We start from the raw sequence: 15,420 nt of genomic DNA, 5'->3' as shown, positions 1-15,420 counted from the left end.
CTGCGATAAGGGCAGCGCATGCTGACTGCGCTTTCCATCCGCGACGTGGTGCTGATCGAGGCGCTGGACCTCGAGTTCGGCGCGGGGCTGGGCGTGCTCACCGGGGAAACCGGGGCGGGCAAGTCGATCCTGCTCGATGCGCTGGGGCTCGCGCTGGGCGCGCGGGCGGATAGCGGGCTGGTGCGGCAGGGGGCGAGCCAGGCGGTGGTTACCGCGAGCTTCGAGGCGCCTGCGCGCGACAGCGGCGTCGCCAATCTGATGGCGCAGAACGAACTCGAGATCGAGCCGGGCGAGCCGCTGCTGATCCGCCGCATCGTCAAGTCGGACGGCGGGAGCCGGGCCTTCGTCAACGATCAGCCGGCGTCGGCAGGGCTGCTGCGCGAACTGGCGCCGCATCTGGTGGAGATCCACGGCCAGCACGACGACCGCGGGCTGCTCAATCCCCGCGGGCATCGCGCATTGCTCGATGCGTTCGGGCGATTGGATTCGGGTCCGGTGGCGGTGGCGCATCGCGCGTGGCGCGAAGCGGAGGATGCGCTGGCGGTGGCGCGCGCCGAGCAGGACGCGGCCGAGCGTGATCGCGAATGGCTGGAGCACGCCGTCGCCGAATTGCGCGCGCTGGCGCCGGAGGAAGGCGAGGAGGAGCGGCTGGCGGAGCGCCGCGCGACGATGCAGCGCGGCGAGAAGATCGCGGGCGAGCTTCAGGCAATCGCCGAGCTGCTCGAAGGGTCCGAAGGCGGGCTGAGCCGTCTCCGCCAGGCCGCACGGATATTGGAGCGGATCGCGGAGGATCACGAGGCGCTGGCCGAGGCGCTCGCCGCGATCGACCGCGCAATCACCGAAGGCAACGAGGCGCAGGACCGTGTCGATGCGGCGGGCGAGGCGCTTGCCTTCGATCCCGCGGCGCTGGAGGCGGACGAGGCGCGGCTGTTCGAGCTGCGCGGGATTGCGCGGAAACACCGCATTCAGCCCGACGACCTACCGGCGCTGCTCGACGAGCTGGGCGCCCGGCTGGAGCGGGTCGAGAGCGGCGGAGCCGGGATCGCAGCGCTCGCGCAGGCGGTGGAGGAGGCGCACCGCGTGTACCGCGAGGCTGCGCATGCGCTTTCGGACGCGCGCAGCGCTGCGGCGGCGCGGCTCGATGCGGCGGTGGAGGCCGAGCTCAAGCCGCTCAAGCTGGATGCGGCGCGCTTCCGCACCACGGTCGAGCCGCTCGACGAGGGGCAATGGTCGCCGCAGGGCATGGACCGGGTGGAGTTCGAAGTCTCGACCAACCCGGGCGCGCCCTTCGCACCGCTGATCAAGATCGCCTCGGGCGGCGAGCTCTCGCGCTTCATCCTCGCGCTCAAAGTGGCGCTGGCGGAGGAAGGCGGCGCGCGCACCCTGATCTTCGACGAGATTGACCGCGGGGTGGGCGGCGCAGTGGCGAGCGCGATCGGCGAGCGGCTGGCGCGGCTCGCGGGCGACGCGCAGGTGCTGGTGGTGACGCACAGCCCGCAGGTGGCGGCGCGGGGGAGCCGGCATCTGCTGATCGCCAAGCGCCACGACGGGATCGTGACGCGCACCGGCGTGACTCCGCTGGATGCGGAGCAGCGGCGCGAGGAGATCGCGCGGATGCTCTCGGGCGCCGAGATCACGCCCGAGGCGAGGGCGCAGGCCGAGCGGCTGCTGGCGGCCTAAAGCCTCCGTTCGCCCTGAGCTTGTCGAAGGGCGCGTGCGGCGGGTGACGCGCTTGTGGCGGGGCGCCCTTCGACAAGCTCAGGGCGAACGGGGTTTGCGGCGGCGGCGCGAATCTGAACGAAGCTTTCGGACTTGCGACAATCCGCGACACAAAAGCGCATGGCCTGGGACAGGTTCGCGACAGGCGGCTCCCATAACGATGTTCGACCGCAGCCGCGGTTCAGTATCGAATGGGAGTTCGCCATGAAGAAGTTTGCTCTGCTCGTCGCCGGCCTCGGCATCGCTGCCGCGGCGCTTCCTGCCACCGCTGCCAGCGCGGCGCCTGCTCCGGCGCACGGCTATTACCAGTCGGGCTGGCAGAACATCAACGCGCGCCAGGCGCGGCTCGATGCGAAGATCGATCAGGGCATCCGCTCGGGTGCGCTGAGCCGCCGCGAGGCGAGCCGCCTGCGCAACGATTTCCGTGGTCTTGCCCGGCTGGAAGCGCAGTATCGCCACTCCGGCCGTGGCCTGAGCCTTGCCGAGCGCCGCGATCTCGATCGTCGCTTCGATCGGCTGGCGGCGCAGATCCGGGTCGAGAAGCGCGATTGGAACGGTCGCCGCGGGTAACCGCGAGGCTCGCTGACAAGCAGGGGCTCCGCTTTCGTGCGGGGCCCCTTTTGCTTGGGTGCCGATATTGCCGAGAGCGGGAGATGCTAGCTGACGCAGTACTCAGCTTTAATCCTCCCCCGCCAGGGGGAGGTGGCGCCGAAGGCGTCGGAGGGGGCGGATGCCAGAACGAGCGGGGTGCTTCCTCCCCCTCCGTCAGGCTTCGCCTGCCACCTCCCCCTGGCGGGGGAGGATTTAATGCTCGGCTTCGCTCCGGCGCCGAATTTCGATACTGCCTAGTCCTTGCTCGCGTAGCGCGCGCGGAAATCGTTTGCGAAGGCGGTCAGACGGCCCTCGCCGATCGCTGCGCGCAAATCCTGCATCAGCCGCTGGTAGAACCAGAGATTATGCTCGGTCATCAGCATCGCGCCGAGGATTTCGCCCGCGCGGACGAGGTGGTGGAGATAGGCGCGGCTGTACCCGGTGCAGGTGGGGCAGGGGCATTCGGGATCGAGCGGCCCCTGATCCTCGGCATGTTTGGCGTTGCGGATGTTGACCGGGCCGGTGCGGGTGAACGCCTGGCCGGTGCGTCCCGAGCGGGTGGGGAGGACGCAATCGAACATGTCGACGCCGCGCTCGACCGCGCCGACGATGTCGTCGGGCTTGCCTACGCCCATCAGGTAGCGCGGCCTGGCGGCGTCGAGTTGGCCGGGCGCATAGTCGAGCACGCCGAACATCGCTTCCTGGCCCTCGCCGACTGCGAGCCCGCCGATCGCATAGCCGTCGAAGCCGATGTCGAGCAGCGCGTCGGCCGATGCCTTACGGAGTCCTTCATCGAGCGCCCCCTGCTGGATGCCGAAGATCGCGTTGCTCGTGGCATGCTCGCCGCCCGCGTCGAAGCCGGCGCGGCTGCGCCTTGCCCAGCGCATCGAGCGCTCCATCGCCGCGGCCTGGACGTCGCGGGTCGAAGTGGTGGGGACGAGCTCGTCGAACGCCATGACGATATTCGACCCCAGCAGCCGCTGGATCTCCATCGAGCGTTCGGGGCTGAGCATGTGGCGCGTCCCGTCGAGGTGCGACTTGAAGACGATGCCCTCCTCGCTGCGCTTGGTCAGCTCGGACAGGCTCATCACCTGATAGCCGCCCGAATCAGTGAGGATCGGCCGGTCCCAGCCCATGAACTTGTGGAGCCCGCCCAGCCGGTGGACGCGCTCGGCGCCGGGGCGGAGCATCAGATGATAAGTGTTGCCTAGGATGATGTCGGCACCCGCGGCGCGCACGTCCTGCGGCTTGACTGCCTTGACGGTGGCGGCGGTGCCCACCGGCATGAAGGCGGGCGTGCGGATCTCGCCGCGCTGCATCGCGATCGTGCCGAGCCGCGCCTTGCCGTCGGTGGCATGGATGGTGAACTGGAAACGAGGTGCTGGCGTTGACATGGGGCATTGCCCTTTGCTGTTTCGCACGCCGGGCGCAAGCCTATCCTCCCGCCGGGTGGAGGCGGCGCGCGTAGCGCGACGGAGGGGGAGGACGCCATGACAGGCCGGCGTGCTTCCTCCCCCTCCCCCTGGCGGGGAGGATTAAGGAGAAAGATGGCGAACGAGACGACCGAGCAGCTGCGCGAGATGGCCGTGCACCGCGGGCTGCGGCTCGTCTCGTCGCGGCGCCGCAAGCCCGGCGGCGACTTCGGCAAATACGGGCTGCGCGAGCCCGGCGGCGATCCGGTGTTCGGGATGGAAGGCAAGACGCTCACCGCCAGTGCCGAGGAAGTCGAGGCGTATCTGCGGGATGCGATTCGCGCCACCTGGAGCAAGTCGGCAGGGTCGGTGAAAGCGCGGCCCAAGCCGAAGCCGAAGTCCGCGCCCAAGCCGAAACCCAAGCCCCGGCCCAAGCTGGAGATCGACAATCTGCTCGAGCGCCTGCCTGCTGCCAAACGCGACGAGGTCTTCACCGAGCTGCTCGCGCGGCCGGGGATACGGATCGAACGGATCTTGTCGCGCGGCCAGTCGACGCCCGAGGATGCACCGATGGTGCAGGACAGCGACGAATGGGTGCTGCTGCTCCAGGGCGCGGCGGGGATCCGAGTCGAGGATTCGCAGGAAGCGACGCTCGGCCCCGGCGACCATCTGTGGATCGGCCGCGGCCAGAAGCATTGGGTGACCTGGACCGCAAAGGATCGCCCGACCGTTTGGCTGGCAGTGCACCTGGAGCGCGGCTGAGCCGCGCATTGGCATTTGACTCATTCATATCCGAATGGTTATGGATCGATTCATAGCCACGGAGTTATTTGAGGCAATGGTCCAGGCCCATGACACGCTGTTCCGGACGCTCGCCGACCCCACGCGGCGGGCGATCTTCGAGCGGCTGTGCCGCGAGGGCGAGCAGACCGTCGCCGCGCTCACTGCCAAGGCAGGCGTGTCGCAGCCCGCGGTCTCGAAGCATCTGCTGGCGCTCAAACAGGCGGGGCTCGTGCGCGATCGGCCCGAGGGCCGCCAGACCCACTACAGCGCCCAGCGCAACGCGCTGGCGCCGCTGATCGACTGGACGAGCCGGATGACCGGCTTTTGGGAGGCGCGTTTCGACGACCTCGAGGACTTGTTGAAGAGGATGGACCAGTGAACCAGGCAGAGACCGAAACGCGCACCGCGATCGTCGAGCGCGAATTCCCGCACCCGCCCGAACGACTCTGGCGCGCGCTCACCCAGCCGCACCTGATCGAGGAGTGGCTGATGAAGAATGATTTCGTCCCCGCGGTGGGACATCGCTTCAAGCTCTCGGGCGAATGGGGCGGAGTGCTCGACTGCGAAGTGCTGGAGATCGAACCCAACCGGACGCTCTCCTACAGCTGGAATTTCGATCACGAGGATCCGGCGTACAATCTGGAGAGCGTGGTGACCTTCACGCTCGAGTCCACCGGCACGGGCACGCATCTGCGGGTGGAGCAGGCCGGGTTCCGGCCCGAGCAGAAGCAGGCGTTCGGCGGCGCGCAGGCCGGGTGGAAGGCGTTCCTGGGCAAGCTGGACGATTTGCTGGCGCGGATCGACTGACGCCTGTGGGCGGCTGAATGGGAGAGCGACATGGCAACCAACGAAGGCAAATCCCCGTCCGAGCTGATCGACGGACGGATCGCGGAACTGGGCGACTGGCGCGGCGAGACGCTGGCGCGGATTCGCGCGCTGATGAAGGAAGCCGTTCCCGACGTGGTGGAGGAATGGAAGTGGCGCGGGGTTCCGACCTGGTATCACAACGGCATCATCTCCACCGGCGAGACCTACAAGAAGGCAGTCAAGATGACCTTCGCCAAGGGCGCCGCGCTCGACGATCCGGCGGGATTGTTCAATTCGAGCCTGGAGGGCAATGTACGCCGCGCGATCGACTTCCACGAAGGTGACGCAATCGACGAGCCCGCGCTGAAGGCGCTGATCCGCGCCGCCGCCGCGCTCAACGAGGCTCCTGCCGGCGCGAAGCGCGCCCGCGCCAAGTGACGCTTGCTTGAAAAGGGGAACGCGCATGCACTGGAATGCCTGGATCCGTCAGGGTCATCGCTGGCTGGCGATCGCCTTCACGCTCGGCTTCGTCGCCAATCTCTTCGCGCTGGGGCAGCAGCCGGCGCCCGGCTGGGTCTATGCGCTCGTGCTGGTCCCGCTCTTCCTGCTGTTCGGGAGCGGGCTGTACCTGTTCGTGCTGCCCTATCTGGCACGCGGCGGCCGCGGTGCCGGCGCGAGGGAGTGATCGAGATGGCGAAGGCCAAGGACGCGCCCGAGTGGAAGGCGCCCGCCGAGGTGAAGCTGCTGTCGGGCGGCAATCCGCAGATCCCGAAGGGCGACGGCGATGCGCCGGTGCAGGCCTATATCGCCGCGATGCCGGGATGGAAGCGCGAGGCGGGGCGCCGGCTGGATACGCTCATCGAACGCGTCGTGCCGGATGTGCGCAAGGCGGTCCGGTGGAACTCGCCTTTCTATGGCACGGAAGGGAAGGGTTGGTTCCTCAGCTATCACTGCTTCGACAAGTACGTGAAGGTCACCTTCTTCCGCGGCACCGCGCTCGATCCGCTCCCGCCGGTGGAGTCCAAGGACCCGAACACGCGCTATTTCCACGTCTACGAGGACGAGCCGTTCGACGAGGCGCAGGTGACGAGCTGGATCCGGCAGGCGTCGGAACTGCCGGGGTGGGTTTTTTGAGGTGGGATCGGCGTCGATCAATCCTCCCCCGCTAGGGGGAGGTGGCGCCGAAGGCGTCGGAGGGGGCGGATGCCAGAACATTCCGGCGTGCTTCCTCCCCCTCCGTCATGCTCCGCATGACACCTCCCCCTGGCGGGGGAGGATTGATGGATGCGCAGCCTCAGGGCCTGTGCGCCCCCACATAGTCGAGGATGTCCTGCGGAGCGCGGAACAGCGCGTCGGGGCCGGCGGCGGCTAGCGCGGTCTCGCTCGCATAGCCCCAGAGAACCGATCCGGCGCGCATGCCCACTTCGCGCGCGGCGTCCACGTCGCGGGTCTCGTCGCCGATGGCCAGCGATTCGGCAGCAGGAATTGCCATGCGCTTCAACACCCGGCGGAACTTGGGCGCCTTGCCGAACAGCGACGAGCCGCACGCATAGAAGTCGATCCGCGCGGCGTGCTGCGGGCCCAGGATCGCGCGCGCATTGGCTTCGGAATTGGACGTCACCAGCGCGATCTTCACGCCCATCGCCGCGATCCGCTCGAGCAGGTCGGGCGTGCCGGGGAAGAGCTCGATCTGGTGCGCGTTGCGCCCGATCAGCTTGCGCAGATGGCGCGCGATCAGCGGCATCTTCCAGCGCGCGATGCCGAGATAGTTGATCACCTCGCGCGAGCTGCGGTGGCGCAGCATCTCCACTTCCTGCTGCGCAACGGTGCGGAAGCGGAAGCGGCGCGCGAGATCGTCCACCACCGACAGGAACCAGTCGCCGCTGTCCGAAAGCGTGCCGTCGAAGTCGAAGATCACGAGCCGGATCGGAACGGCGGCGCTCGCCGGCGCGATCGGCTCAGCCATGCGCGTGGCCGTGATCATGCCCATGGCCATGCCCGTTTCCGTGCATCCGGCATTCCGCGCCGTCGGCGACTTCGATCTGGACGGTGGTGTGGTCGATTCCGAAATCATGCGCCAACTGGTGCTGCAGGTCGAGCAGGAACGAATCGCCTGGATGGCCGCCGGGCATCACCAGATGCGCGGTGAGCGCGGCTTCGGTGGTGCTCATCGGCCAGATGTGGAGATCGTGGACGCGGGCGACTCCCGGCAGGTTCGCGAGCGTGTGCTCGACGGCATCGGCGTCGATCCCTTCGGGCACCGCCTGGAGCACCATGACGAGCGCCTCGCGCAGCAGCCCCCAGGTGCTCCACAGGATCACCGCGACGACGGCGAGGCTGATCGCCGGGTCGATCCAGAGCGCGCCCGTGAGCAGGATCGCTGCGCCGCCGATCACGACTGCCGCCGACACCGCCGCGTCGGCGGCCATGTGGAGGAAGGCGCCGCGGATGTTGACGTCGCCCTTGCGCCCGCGCGCGAAGAGCAAGGCGGTCGAGAGGTTCACGACGATGCCCATAGCCGCGACGATCATCACCGGCACGCCGGGGACGGCGGGCGGATCGGCGAGGCGACCGATCGCCTCCCAGCTGATCGCGCCAACCGCCATCAGCAGCAGCAGCCCGTTGATGAGCGCGGCCAGGATCGACGAGCCCCGCCAGCCATAAGTGAATCGCTTGGACGCGGGCCGCTTGGCGAGCTCCGCTCCCGCCCAGGCGACGAGCAGCCCGAGCACGTCCGACAGATTGTGGCCGGCATCGGCGAGCAGCGCGACCGAATCGGTGAGGAATCCGGCCGTGCCCTCGATCAGCACGAAGCCCAGATTGAGCGCGGTGCCGATCGCAAAAGCGCGGCCGAAATCGGCAGGGCCGTGGAGATGCTGGTGGTGGTCGTGACTCGCGGCCATCGGCGCGGTTTAAACGGCGAACGGCATGAGATGCTAGGCGTATCGGCATTCGATCTCATCGAGCGCGCAGGCAAACAAATATCTACTCGACTGCGGCGCAACGCCCAATCCTCCCCCGCCAGGGGGAGGTGTCATGCGCAGCATGACGGAGGGGGAGGTAGGCGACCCAATATCGACGTGCGTCCTCCCCCTCCGTCGCCTTCGGCGCCACCTCCCCCTGGCGGGGGAGGATTTGGGCTTGCGCGATCAGCGCCGGCGCAGGCGCGGCATGATCACCGGCGGGCGGACGGTGAGCAGTTCGCGGCGCACGAGCACGCCGTCCTTGTCGGTATCGAAGCGCGTGAAGAGCAGGGCGAAGCGATAGGCGAGCTCGTCGAAGCTCACCAGATTGTCGCCGTCGCGGTCGGTCTCGAAGGGGCTCGGCAGCGTGTTGCGATCGCCCATCCAGCGTTCGGACCAGTCGGAGAAGCTGATATAGCCGATCGCGCCCTTGCGCGCGGTGTCGATGCTGTCGAAGCTGCGACGCAGCCCGGCATCGAACTCGGCGCGGGTGACGCGGGCGTCGCCGTCCGCATCGAACGCGGCGATCATCACCGCCGCGGGCTCGGCCATCACCGTCACGGCAGGCTGGGCGACGGTGCTTTGCCCGATCGGATTGTTGCCGCCACCGCTGCCGGTGGGAATGGCCACGCGGTCCTGGGCGAAAGCGGGCGTTGCGATGGAGATTGCGAGCAACAGGAACAGGCGCATCGACGTCCTTTCGTCAGGGCAGCAGCAGGCTCGCGTCGCCATAGGAATAGAAGCGATAGTGTGTGGCAATCGCATGGCGGTACGCCGCCTGCATGCGATCGAGCCCCATCAGCGCCGAAACCAGCATGAACAGCGTCGAGCGCGGCAGGTGGAAGTTAGTGACCAGCCCGTCGATGCCCCTGAAGCGGTAGCCGGGGGTGATGAAGATCGCAGTGTCGCCTTCGAACGGGCGGATCACGCCGTCCTCGCCCGCGGCGCTCTCGATCAGGCGCAGGCTGGTGGTGCCGACTGCGATCACCCGGCCGCCCGCGACGCGCGCGGCGTTGAGCCGGTCGGCAGTCGCGGCATCGATGCGGCCCCATTCGGCGTGCATCTTGTGCTCGTCGGTGTCCTCGGCCTTGACCGGCAGGAAGGTGCCGGCGCCGACGTGGAGCGTCAGCGTCGCATGGCCGATGCCGGCGGCTTCGAGCGCGACGATAAGCCCAGGCGTGAAGTGGAGCGCGGCGGTGGGGGCGGCCACCGCGCCGGGCTCGGCCGCGAACATCGTCTGGTAATCGTCGGCATCGCGCGCATCGGTGGGGCGCTTGGAGGCGATATAAGGCGGCAGCGGCATCCGCCCGCAGCGCGCCAGCAGCAGCTCGACCGGTTCATCGCCGGCGAATTCGAGCGCGAAGCTGCCGTCCTCGGCACGGTCCGAGGCGATGGCAGTCACGCCTTCGCCGAAATCGATCGCGTCGCCGTCGCGCAGCCTCTTGGCGTTGCGGACGAAGGCGCGCCAGCGGCGCGGCCCTTCGCGCTTGTGGAGCGTGGCGCCGATCTTCGCCTCTCCCCGTGTCCCTTCGAGCTGGGCGGGGATCACGCGCGTGTCGTTGAAGACGAGCAGGTCTCCGGGGCGGAGATACTCCGGCAGGTCGCGCACAATGGCGTCGCGCGTCTCCGCTCCGTCAAGCACGAGCAGCCGGGCGGAATCGCGGGGTGCCGCCGGCCTGAGCGCGATTCGCTCGGCCGGCAGCTCGAAGTCGAAAAGATCGACGTCCACTTACTGGGGCAACGTGACCTTGGTCTCGCCCTCCGGCAGCGCGGGCGCGGCGGCCGGCGCCGGCTGATAGGGGGGCGGATTGTCGGCCGCGATATAGGCGTGGAGAATGCGAGTAGGATTGGCCGGCGGCTCGCCGCGCTCGATCTTGTCGACCCACTGCATGCCTTCGATCACGCGGCCGAACACCGTATAGTCGCGGTCGAAGCCGAGGCGCGGGCCGAACATGATGAAGAACTGGCTGTTGGCGCTGTTCGGGTCCTGGGTGCGCGCGGCCGAGACGGCGCCGCGCACGTGCGGCAGGTTGTTGAACTCGGCGGGCACGTCGGGAAGGTCCGACTCGCCGCGGCCGGTGCCGGTGGGATCACCGCCCTGCGCCATGTTCTCGCCGCCTTCGATCACGCGGTGGAAGACGGTGCCGTCGTAGAACTTCTTGCGGGTGAGCGTCTTCACCTGCTCGACCATCTTGGGCGCGACATCGGGGCGAAGCCGGATCGCGACGCGGCCGCCGGTGGAGAGATCGAGAATCCAGGTGTTCTCCGGGTCCGCGGCCGGGGTGACGGTGCTCGCGCGCTCGACCGCCTCGACGTTCTTGAACGGCTCGATCTCGGGCTTGGCCGCGGGTGCGCCCTGCGCCAGCGCGGGAACGGCAATCAGCATGGCGGCGACGGCAGCCACGGCAGAAACGAAACGCATCAACTTCCCCACTGGAAAACCCGGATTTGCCGCAGGTTTAGAGCATTCGAACTTGGCCGAAAAGGGGCGGCGGCGTTTCAGCTGCCCTTGCGGCCGATCTCACTCACGCGGCGCACCACATCGGCCTCGACCGCAGGCGTCACGAACTTGCGGATCGCCCCGCCGTAAAGCGCGATTTCCTTGACGAGACGGCTGGCGATCGGCTGGAGCGAGACGTCGGCCATCAGGAAGACCGTCTCGATCCGATCGTTGATCTGCTGGTTCATTCCCGCCATCTGATACTCATATTCGAAATCGGCGACCGCGCGCAGGCCGCGCACGATCATGTTCGCGCCCTCGCGCTCGGCAAAATCCATGAGGAGCGAATCGAAGCTGACGACGTGGATCTCCCCCGCCATGCCGGCGACCTCGCGCTTCACCATCTCCATCCGCTCCTCGACCGAGAACATCGGCGACTTGGAAGGATTGGTAGTGACGCCGATCACCAGCCGGTCGACGAGCTTGGCTCCTCGGCGGATGATATCCATGTGCCCCAGGGTGATGGGATCGAAGGTGCCGGGATAGACGCCGGTGCGGATGGTCATGTCAGCTGCAGCCCCACTCTTTGTCACCCCCGCGAAAGCGGGGGATGGGCAGAGCGCCATGCGCCCCGCGCATGGCTGAGATTGCCGGGGGCAATCTCACCTGCCCATCTCCCGCGCTTTCAGCACAATCAATGATTGATGTCGAAGAACAAGTCCCGCCAATCGGAATTCACGCTCTCGATCAGCTCGACCTTCCAGGCGCGGCGCCATTTCTTGATCGCCTTCTCGCGCGCGATCGCGGAGGTGATCTCGTCGTGCGGCTCGACATAGACCAGCTTCCAGATGTCGTGCTTGCGAGCGAAGCGGCTGCCGGTCTTGTCGCGGTGCTCGACGATACGGCGAGCGATGTCGTTGGTGACGCCGGTGTAGAGAGCTCCCAGCTTTCGATTGGCGATGATGTAGACATAGCCTCCCATCTCACTGCGGTATTTGCGGCGAGATCGGGAGATGGGCCCCCGCTTTCGCGGGGGTGACGAGGGGGATTGCTTCACCGGTCGCGCTCTAATGTGAAGCGGGCGATGTCGCGCAGCAGGTCGGCCTCGGCGCCATAGGCGTGGAGGTGGGCGATCGCCTGGTCGACGAGCAGCCCGGCCTGCTCGCGTGCGCGGTCGAGCCCGAGCAGGGTGAGAAAGGTTTGCTTGCCGCGGGCTTCGTCCTTGCGGAGCTTCTTGCCTGCGGTCGCCTCGTCCCCCTCGGCATCGAGGATGTCGTCGGCGATCTGGAAGGCGAGGCCGAGATCGCGGGCATAGCCGCGCAGCCCCTTGCGGCCTTCGGGCCCGACCCGGCCCAATATTGCGCCGCATTCGACTGCGCAGCCGATCAGCGCGCCGGTCTTCAACGCCTGGAGCCGAGTGACGGTGGGAAGGTCGAAGCTCGCCGCCTCCGCGGCCAGATCCATCATCTGCCCGCCCACCATGCCCGCGGCGCCGGCGGCATGGGCGAGCGCGCTCACCAGCTCGACGCGCACGAAGGGATCGGGGTGCGTCGCCTCGGCTGCGAGCAGCTCGAAGGCGAAGGTCTGCAGGCCGTCGCCGGCAAGGATCGCAGTCGCTTCGTCGAAGGCGCGGTGCACCGTGGGCTTGCCGCGCCGCATGTCGTCGTCGTCCATCGACGGCAGATCGTCGTGAATGAGCGAATAGACGTGGATGCACTCGATCGCGGTCGCCACCCGCGCGGCGCAGTTCCGGTCGACGCCGAACAGTCGTGCGGTGGCGAACACGAGCAGCGGCCGAAGCCGCTTGCCACCGCCGATCGCAGCGTGGCGCATCGCGCGATAGAGCTTCTCGCGCGGATCCTCGGGGACCGCCAGCAGCCGATCGAACTGCCGGTCGATCTCTCCCGCCACATCGCGCATCGCCGCCTCGAGCGGGAGAGAGGCGTCGGCCACGAGCCTCACCTCAACCGGCGTTGAAGGGCACGCTGCCCGTGGGACGGCCTTCGGCATCGGTGCGGATCGCCTCGATGCGCGCCTGGGCGGCATCGAGCCGCGCGGCGCATTGGCGGCGCAGCCGGTCGCCGCGCTCGTAGAGGTCGATCGCTTCCTGGAGCTGTGCCTCGCCACTCTCGAGCCGGCCGACGATTCGCTCGAGCTCCTTGAGCGCTTCTTCGAACGAGAGCTCCGAAATATCCGCTTCTTCTGCCATGCCGCCGCTATGCGGCAGGCGGGGGGCTCAAGGCAACCTGCTCCGATGGAATTGCGCGCGGGGCACCGGCACCCTAGCTCCCGCGTTGCCACGGCATCGAGGAGACCTCCGCATGTTCACCAGCATCAATCCTGCGACCGGCGAAACCCTGGAGCGGTACAAGGAGCTCGATGCGGATGGCGTCGAGATGGCGCTTTCGCGCGCGCAGGCGGCGTTCCAGTCGTGGCGCAACTCGCCGCTCGAGCAACGTACCGCGTTGCTGGCAGCGATCGCCGACCGGTGGGAGGCCGACAAGCGCCACCTCGCCGAGACGGCGGTCAGGGAAATGGGCAAGACGATCGCGGGCGCGATCGCCGAGGTGGAGAAGTGCATTACTGGCTTCCGCCACTATGCCGAGCACGGACCCCGCTATCTGGAGCCGACCCGTGTCGAGACCGCGAGCGGGCATGTCGAGGCGCGCTGGCTGCCGATGGGACCGGTGCTTGCGGTGATGCCGTGGAATTTTCCCTACTGGCAGGTGGTGCGTTTCCTGGCGCCCACGATCATGGCGGGCAATGTCGCGCTGCTGAAGCATGCGTCCAACGTACAGGGCTGCGCGGCGCTGATGCAGCAGCTGGCGAGCGCGGCGGGGGCGCCCGACGGGCTGTTCCAGAACCTCGCGGTCAAATCGGACAAGGTGGCCGACATCATCGCCGACAAGCGCGTGGTGGCAGTGACGCTCACCGGCAGCGAAGGGGCGGGATCGAAGGTCGCGCAGGCGGCGGGCCGCGCGCTCAAGAAGGTAGTGCTCGAACTCGGCGGATCGGACCCGCTGATCGTGATGCCCTCGGCCGATCTCGACAAGGCGGTGAAGACCGCGGTCACGGCACGCGTCCAGAATGCGGGGCAGAGCTGCATCTGCGCCAAGCGGATGATCGTGCACGCGGAGGTGTACGACGCATTCCTCGAGAAGTTCGAGGCCGGAATGAAAGCCCTGAAGATCGGCGATCCGATGGAGGACGGCGTGCAGATGGGCCCGCTCTCCAGCGTGGCGCAGCGCGACACGGTGCTGGAGCAGGTCGAGCGGGCCAAGGCGGCCGGTGCGCGGCTGCTTTCGGGTGCCGAGAAGATCGAGCGCGAAGGCGCGTGGATGACGGGGGGCGTGCTGGTCGATCTCGACCCGGAGAGCGATGTCGCCAAGGAAGAGATCTTCGGCCCGGTGGCGCTGGTCTACAAAGCCGCCGACATCGATGCGGCGATCGCGCTGGCCAACGACGTGCCCTATGGCCTGGGCTCGGCCGTGTGGACCGAGGACGAAGCCGAGATCGAGCGGTTCGCGCGCGACATCGAGTCGGGCATGACCGCAGTCAATTCGCTGCTCGCCTCCTCGCCCGAGGCGCCGTTCGGCGGCGTCAAGCTATCGGGCCACGGCCGCGAGCTGGGGCCGTGGGGAATGCACGAGTTCATGAACCTAAAGGCGGTGATGTTCGCGGGGAAGGGCGAGCGGACCGGGCCGGTGGCGGGGGATTGAGGCCCGCCTTATCCTCCCCCGCCAGGGGGAGGTGGCGCGCGAAGCGTGACGGAGGAGGCGGACGGCGATCCGCCATCGTCGTGCTTCCTCCCCCTCCGTCGCCTCCGGCGCCACCTCCCCCTGGCGGGGGAGGATAGGGGGCCTACTTCCCTTCGATCCCCAGCAGCTCGATCTTGAAGAGCAAAGTGGCGCCGCCGGGGATTGGGCCCTTGCCCTCGGGGCCATAGGCAAGGTCGGCGGGGCTCGCGATCTCGATCGTGTCGCCCACGCCCATCACCGGCACCGCGAGCTGCCAGGCGGGGATCAGCGCGCCGAGCGGGAAGGTTGCGGGCTCGCCGCGGCTATAGGAGCTGTCGAACTCGGTGCCATCGATCAGCGTGCCGGCATAATGAAGCGTGACGACGTCCTCGACCGTCGGGTGCGCCCCCTTGCCATCGCCCTTTACGCGGCGCCAGCGCAGCCCGCCCGGGAGCGGCTGCCAGCCATCGGCCGGCTTGAGCTGCGCCAGCGCGAGCATCTGCCGGTTGTGCCAGGCGGCGTCCTGGGAGGGTTGCGCAGGGCTGGTCTGGCTGCCGCGGGCGATCGCCACGCCGGCGCCGCAGGCCAGTGCCACACCGGCCAGTAGAATGAGCTTGTTCCGTTGCACGCGATCCCTCCCGCAATTTGCTGGGTAGCCCAATCTCTGCAAAGCGGAGGGAGCGCAAGGGAGAACGGCAGAATGCGTCACTTTGGGTTTCTCATCGGCTCTCGTGTGCCCAACTAACGATGCTCGGCAATATTAAATCGATACCGAATTTTGGAAACGAACTGGAAATATTTGAAATCCTACCCCCATGCGCGAAGTGTTCGTGCATGATTGACTGGAATTCTGTGAGGCGTATTTCTTTCCATGCCGCAATTTTCGCGGAAGGAAAGGTGAAAGCAATGAGAAAGCTTGTTTTGCCTCTGCTAGCATCAACCGTGATCTTGAGTTCTCCTGTGACGGC

Annotated in this window: 20 protein-coding genes; 9 read left to right on the top strand and 11 right to left on the bottom strand. The window is 67.8% G+C overall.

The window, feature by feature from the left end:
* The first annotated feature begins 18 nt into the window (after positions 1 to 18).
* Both recN and ACMGDH_RS13065 read left to right on the top strand, forming a co-directional pair.
* Positions 19 to 1,680, top strand: a complete 1,662-nt coding sequence (recN, locus tag ACMGDH_RS13070; protein WP_436828398.1) for a DNA repair protein RecN — start codon at positions 19 to 21, stop codon at positions 1,678 to 1,680.
* Between the two features lie 243 nt (positions 1,681 to 1,923).
* Positions 1,924 to 2,289: a hypothetical protein gene (locus ACMGDH_RS13065; RefSeq protein ID WP_436828397.1), complete on the top strand. Its 366-nt coding sequence runs from the start codon at positions 1,924 to 1,926 to the stop codon at positions 2,287 to 2,289.
* A 275-nt stretch (positions 2,290 to 2,564) separates the two neighbouring features.
* Here the strand turns inward: ACMGDH_RS13065 and tgt are convergent, their stop codons facing one another.
* Complete coding sequence (gene tgt, locus ACMGDH_RS13060) at positions 2,565 to 3,704, bottom strand: tRNA guanosine(34) transglycosylase Tgt (protein ID WP_436828396.1); 1,140 nt, start codon at positions 3,702 to 3,704, stop codon at positions 2,565 to 2,567.
* A 153-nt stretch (positions 3,705 to 3,857) separates the two neighbouring features.
* Between tgt and ACMGDH_RS13055 the strand changes: the two genes are divergently transcribed.
* The 6 genes from ACMGDH_RS13055 to ACMGDH_RS13030 all read left to right on the top strand — a co-directional run bounded on the left by ACMGDH_RS13055 (position 3,858) and on the right by ACMGDH_RS13030 (position 6,446).
* A complete protein-coding gene (locus ACMGDH_RS13055; protein ID WP_436828395.1) occupies positions 3,858 to 4,484 on the top strand; it encodes a cupin domain-containing protein in 627 nt (208 codons plus the stop codon).
* Between the two features lie 76 nt (positions 4,485 to 4,560).
* Positions 4,561 to 4,884 carry an ArsR/SmtB family transcription factor gene (locus ACMGDH_RS13050; RefSeq protein ID WP_436828394.1) on the top strand — a complete coding sequence of 108 codons (324 nt, stop codon included), beginning with the start codon at positions 4,561 to 4,563 and terminating at the stop codon, positions 4,882 to 4,884.
* Positions 4,881 to 5,312: an SRPBCC family protein gene (locus ACMGDH_RS13045; RefSeq protein WP_436828393.1), complete on the top strand. Its 432-nt coding sequence runs from the start codon at positions 4,881 to 4,883 to the stop codon at positions 5,310 to 5,312. The genes ACMGDH_RS13050 and ACMGDH_RS13045 overlap by 4 nt, the downstream gene beginning before the upstream one ends.
* 30 nt (positions 5,313 to 5,342) lie before the next feature.
* Positions 5,343 to 5,750: a DUF1801 domain-containing protein gene (locus ACMGDH_RS13040; protein ID WP_436828392.1), complete on the top strand. Its 408-nt coding sequence runs from the start codon at positions 5,343 to 5,345 to the stop codon at positions 5,748 to 5,750.
* Positions 5,751 to 5,775: 25 nt separating this feature from the next.
* On the top strand, positions 5,776 to 5,997 hold the full coding sequence (locus tag ACMGDH_RS13035; protein WP_436828391.1) for a hypothetical protein: 222 nt from the start codon (positions 5,776 to 5,778) through the stop codon (positions 5,995 to 5,997).
* 5 nt (positions 5,998 to 6,002) lie between these two features.
* Positions 6,003 to 6,446, top strand: a complete 444-nt coding sequence (locus ACMGDH_RS13030) for a DUF1801 domain-containing protein (protein ID WP_436828390.1) — start codon at positions 6,003 to 6,005, stop codon at positions 6,444 to 6,446.
* Positions 6,447 to 6,606: 160 nt separating this feature from the next.
* Here the strand turns inward: ACMGDH_RS13030 and ACMGDH_RS13025 are convergent, their stop codons facing one another.
* The 9 genes from ACMGDH_RS13025 to ACMGDH_RS12985 all read right to left on the bottom strand — a co-directional run bounded on the left by ACMGDH_RS13025 (position 6,607) and on the right by ACMGDH_RS12985 (position 12,924).
* Positions 6,607 to 7,308, bottom strand: a complete 702-nt coding sequence (locus ACMGDH_RS13025) for an HAD hydrolase-like protein (RefSeq protein WP_436828389.1) — start codon at positions 7,306 to 7,308, stop codon at positions 6,607 to 6,609.
* The gene (locus tag ACMGDH_RS13020) at positions 7,271 to 8,215 is read right to left on the bottom strand and encodes a cation diffusion facilitator family transporter (RefSeq protein WP_436828388.1); all 945 of its coding nucleotides are present in this window, start codon (positions 8,213 to 8,215) and stop codon (positions 7,271 to 7,273) included. Before ACMGDH_RS13020 ends, ACMGDH_RS13025 begins: the two co-directional genes overlap by 38 nt.
* Before the next feature lie 246 nt (positions 8,216 to 8,461).
* Complete coding sequence (locus tag ACMGDH_RS13015; protein WP_436828387.1) at positions 8,462 to 8,965, bottom strand: EF-hand domain-containing protein; 504 nt, start codon at positions 8,963 to 8,965, stop codon at positions 8,462 to 8,464.
* A 13-nt stretch (positions 8,966 to 8,978) separates the two neighbouring features.
* Positions 8,979 to 10,004, bottom strand: coding sequence for a tRNA preQ1(34) S-adenosylmethionine ribosyltransferase-isomerase QueA (gene queA / locus ACMGDH_RS13010; protein WP_436828386.1), 1,026 nt, complete (start codon positions 10,002 to 10,004; stop codon positions 8,979 to 8,981).
* The gene (locus tag ACMGDH_RS13005; protein ID WP_436828385.1) at positions 10,005 to 10,697 is read right to left on the bottom strand and encodes a peptidylprolyl isomerase; all 693 of its coding nucleotides are present in this window, start codon (positions 10,695 to 10,697) and stop codon (positions 10,005 to 10,007) included. It abuts the gene before it with no gap.
* 77 nt (positions 10,698 to 10,774) lie between these two features.
* A complete protein-coding gene (gene coaD / locus ACMGDH_RS13000; RefSeq protein ID WP_436828384.1) occupies positions 10,775 to 11,281 on the bottom strand; it encodes a pantetheine-phosphate adenylyltransferase in 507 nt (168 codons plus the stop codon).
* Between the two features lie 128 nt (positions 11,282 to 11,409).
* Positions 11,410 to 11,697 (bottom strand): GIY-YIG nuclease family protein, encoded by a 288-nt coding sequence (locus tag ACMGDH_RS12995; RefSeq protein WP_436828383.1) that lies wholly within the window; start codon positions 11,695 to 11,697, stop codon positions 11,410 to 11,412.
* Between the two features lie 71 nt (positions 11,698 to 11,768).
* Complete coding sequence (locus tag ACMGDH_RS12990) at positions 11,769 to 12,635, bottom strand: polyprenyl synthetase family protein (RefSeq protein WP_436828632.1); 867 nt, start codon at positions 12,633 to 12,635, stop codon at positions 11,769 to 11,771.
* 43 nt (positions 12,636 to 12,678) lie between these two features.
* Positions 12,679 to 12,924: an exodeoxyribonuclease VII small subunit gene (locus tag ACMGDH_RS12985; RefSeq protein WP_436828382.1), complete on the bottom strand. Its 246-nt coding sequence runs from the start codon at positions 12,922 to 12,924 to the stop codon at positions 12,679 to 12,681.
* 112 nt (positions 12,925 to 13,036) lie between these two features.
* Here ACMGDH_RS12985 and ACMGDH_RS12980 point away from each other — a divergent pair, with 112 nt between their 5' ends.
* Positions 13,037 to 14,434 carry an NAD-dependent succinate-semialdehyde dehydrogenase gene (locus ACMGDH_RS12980; RefSeq protein WP_436828381.1) on the top strand — a complete coding sequence of 466 codons (1,398 nt, stop codon included), beginning with the start codon at positions 13,037 to 13,039 and terminating at the stop codon, positions 14,432 to 14,434.
* Between the two features lie 142 nt (positions 14,435 to 14,576).
* Here the strand turns inward: ACMGDH_RS12980 and ACMGDH_RS12975 are convergent, their stop codons facing one another.
* Positions 14,577 to 15,080: an FKBP-type peptidyl-prolyl cis-trans isomerase gene (locus ACMGDH_RS12975; RefSeq protein ID WP_436828380.1), complete on the bottom strand. Its 504-nt coding sequence runs from the start codon at positions 15,078 to 15,080 to the stop codon at positions 14,577 to 14,579.
* Between the last annotated feature and the right edge of the window lie 340 nt (positions 15,081 to 15,420).

It is taken from the genome of Sphingomonas radicis (assembly GCF_051400635.1).
In the GTDB taxonomy this organism is placed as follows: domain Bacteria; phylum Pseudomonadota; class Alphaproteobacteria; order Sphingomonadales; family Sphingomonadaceae; genus Sphingomonas.
The sequence above is the reverse complement of the archived record's forward strand: the minus strand, read 5'-3'. Positions and strand labels throughout refer to the sequence as shown.

Coding starts and splice junctions, on each gene's coding strand:
- ACMGDH_RS13035 (WP_436828391.1), top strand. CDS start 5,776: ATGCACTGGAATGCCTGGATCCGTCAGGGTCATCGCTGGCTGGCGATC.
- recN (WP_436828398.1), top strand. CDS start 19: ATGCTGACTGCGCTTTCCATCCGCGACGTGGTGCTGATCGAGGCGCTG.
- ACMGDH_RS13025 (WP_436828389.1), bottom strand. CDS start 7,308: ATGGCCATGGGCATGATCACGGCCACGCGCATGGCTGAGCCGATCGCG.
- ACMGDH_RS13030 (WP_436828390.1), top strand. CDS start 6,003: ATGGCGAAGGCCAAGGACGCGCCCGAGTGGAAGGCGCCCGCCGAGGTG.
- ACMGDH_RS12980 (WP_436828381.1), top strand. CDS start 13,037: ATGTTCACCAGCATCAATCCTGCGACCGGCGAAACCCTGGAGCGGTAC.
- ACMGDH_RS13055 (WP_436828395.1), top strand. CDS start 3,858: ATGGCGAACGAGACGACCGAGCAGCTGCGCGAGATGGCCGTGCACCGC.
- ACMGDH_RS13040 (WP_436828392.1), top strand. CDS start 5,343: ATGGCAACCAACGAAGGCAAATCCCCGTCCGAGCTGATCGACGGACGG.
- ACMGDH_RS13005 (WP_436828385.1), bottom strand. CDS start 10,697: ATGCGTTTCGTTTCTGCCGTGGCTGCCGTCGCCGCCATGCTGATTGCC.
- tgt (WP_436828396.1), bottom strand. CDS start 3,704: ATGTCAACGCCAGCACCTCGTTTCCAGTTCACCATCCATGCCACCGAC.
- ACMGDH_RS12985 (WP_436828382.1), bottom strand. CDS start 12,924: ATGGCAGAAGAAGCGGATATTTCGGAGCTCTCGTTCGAAGAAGCGCTC.
- ACMGDH_RS13065 (WP_436828397.1), top strand. CDS start 1,924: ATGAAGAAGTTTGCTCTGCTCGTCGCCGGCCTCGGCATCGCTGCCGCG.
- ACMGDH_RS12995 (WP_436828383.1), bottom strand. CDS start 11,697: ATGGGAGGCTATGTCTACATCATCGCCAATCGAAAGCTGGGAGCTCTC.
- coaD (WP_436828384.1), bottom strand. CDS start 11,281: ATGACCATCCGCACCGGCGTCTATCCCGGCACCTTCGATCCCATCACC.
- ACMGDH_RS13020 (WP_436828388.1), bottom strand. CDS start 8,215: ATGGCCGCGAGTCACGACCACCACCAGCATCTCCACGGCCCTGCCGAT.
- ACMGDH_RS13015 (WP_436828387.1), bottom strand. CDS start 8,965: ATGCGCCTGTTCCTGTTGCTCGCAATCTCCATCGCAACGCCCGCTTTC.
- ACMGDH_RS13050 (WP_436828394.1), top strand. CDS start 4,561: ATGGTCCAGGCCCATGACACGCTGTTCCGGACGCTCGCCGACCCCACG.
- ACMGDH_RS12990 (WP_436828632.1), bottom strand. CDS start 12,635: ATGCGCGATGTGGCGGGAGAGATCGACCGGCAGTTCGATCGGCTGCTG.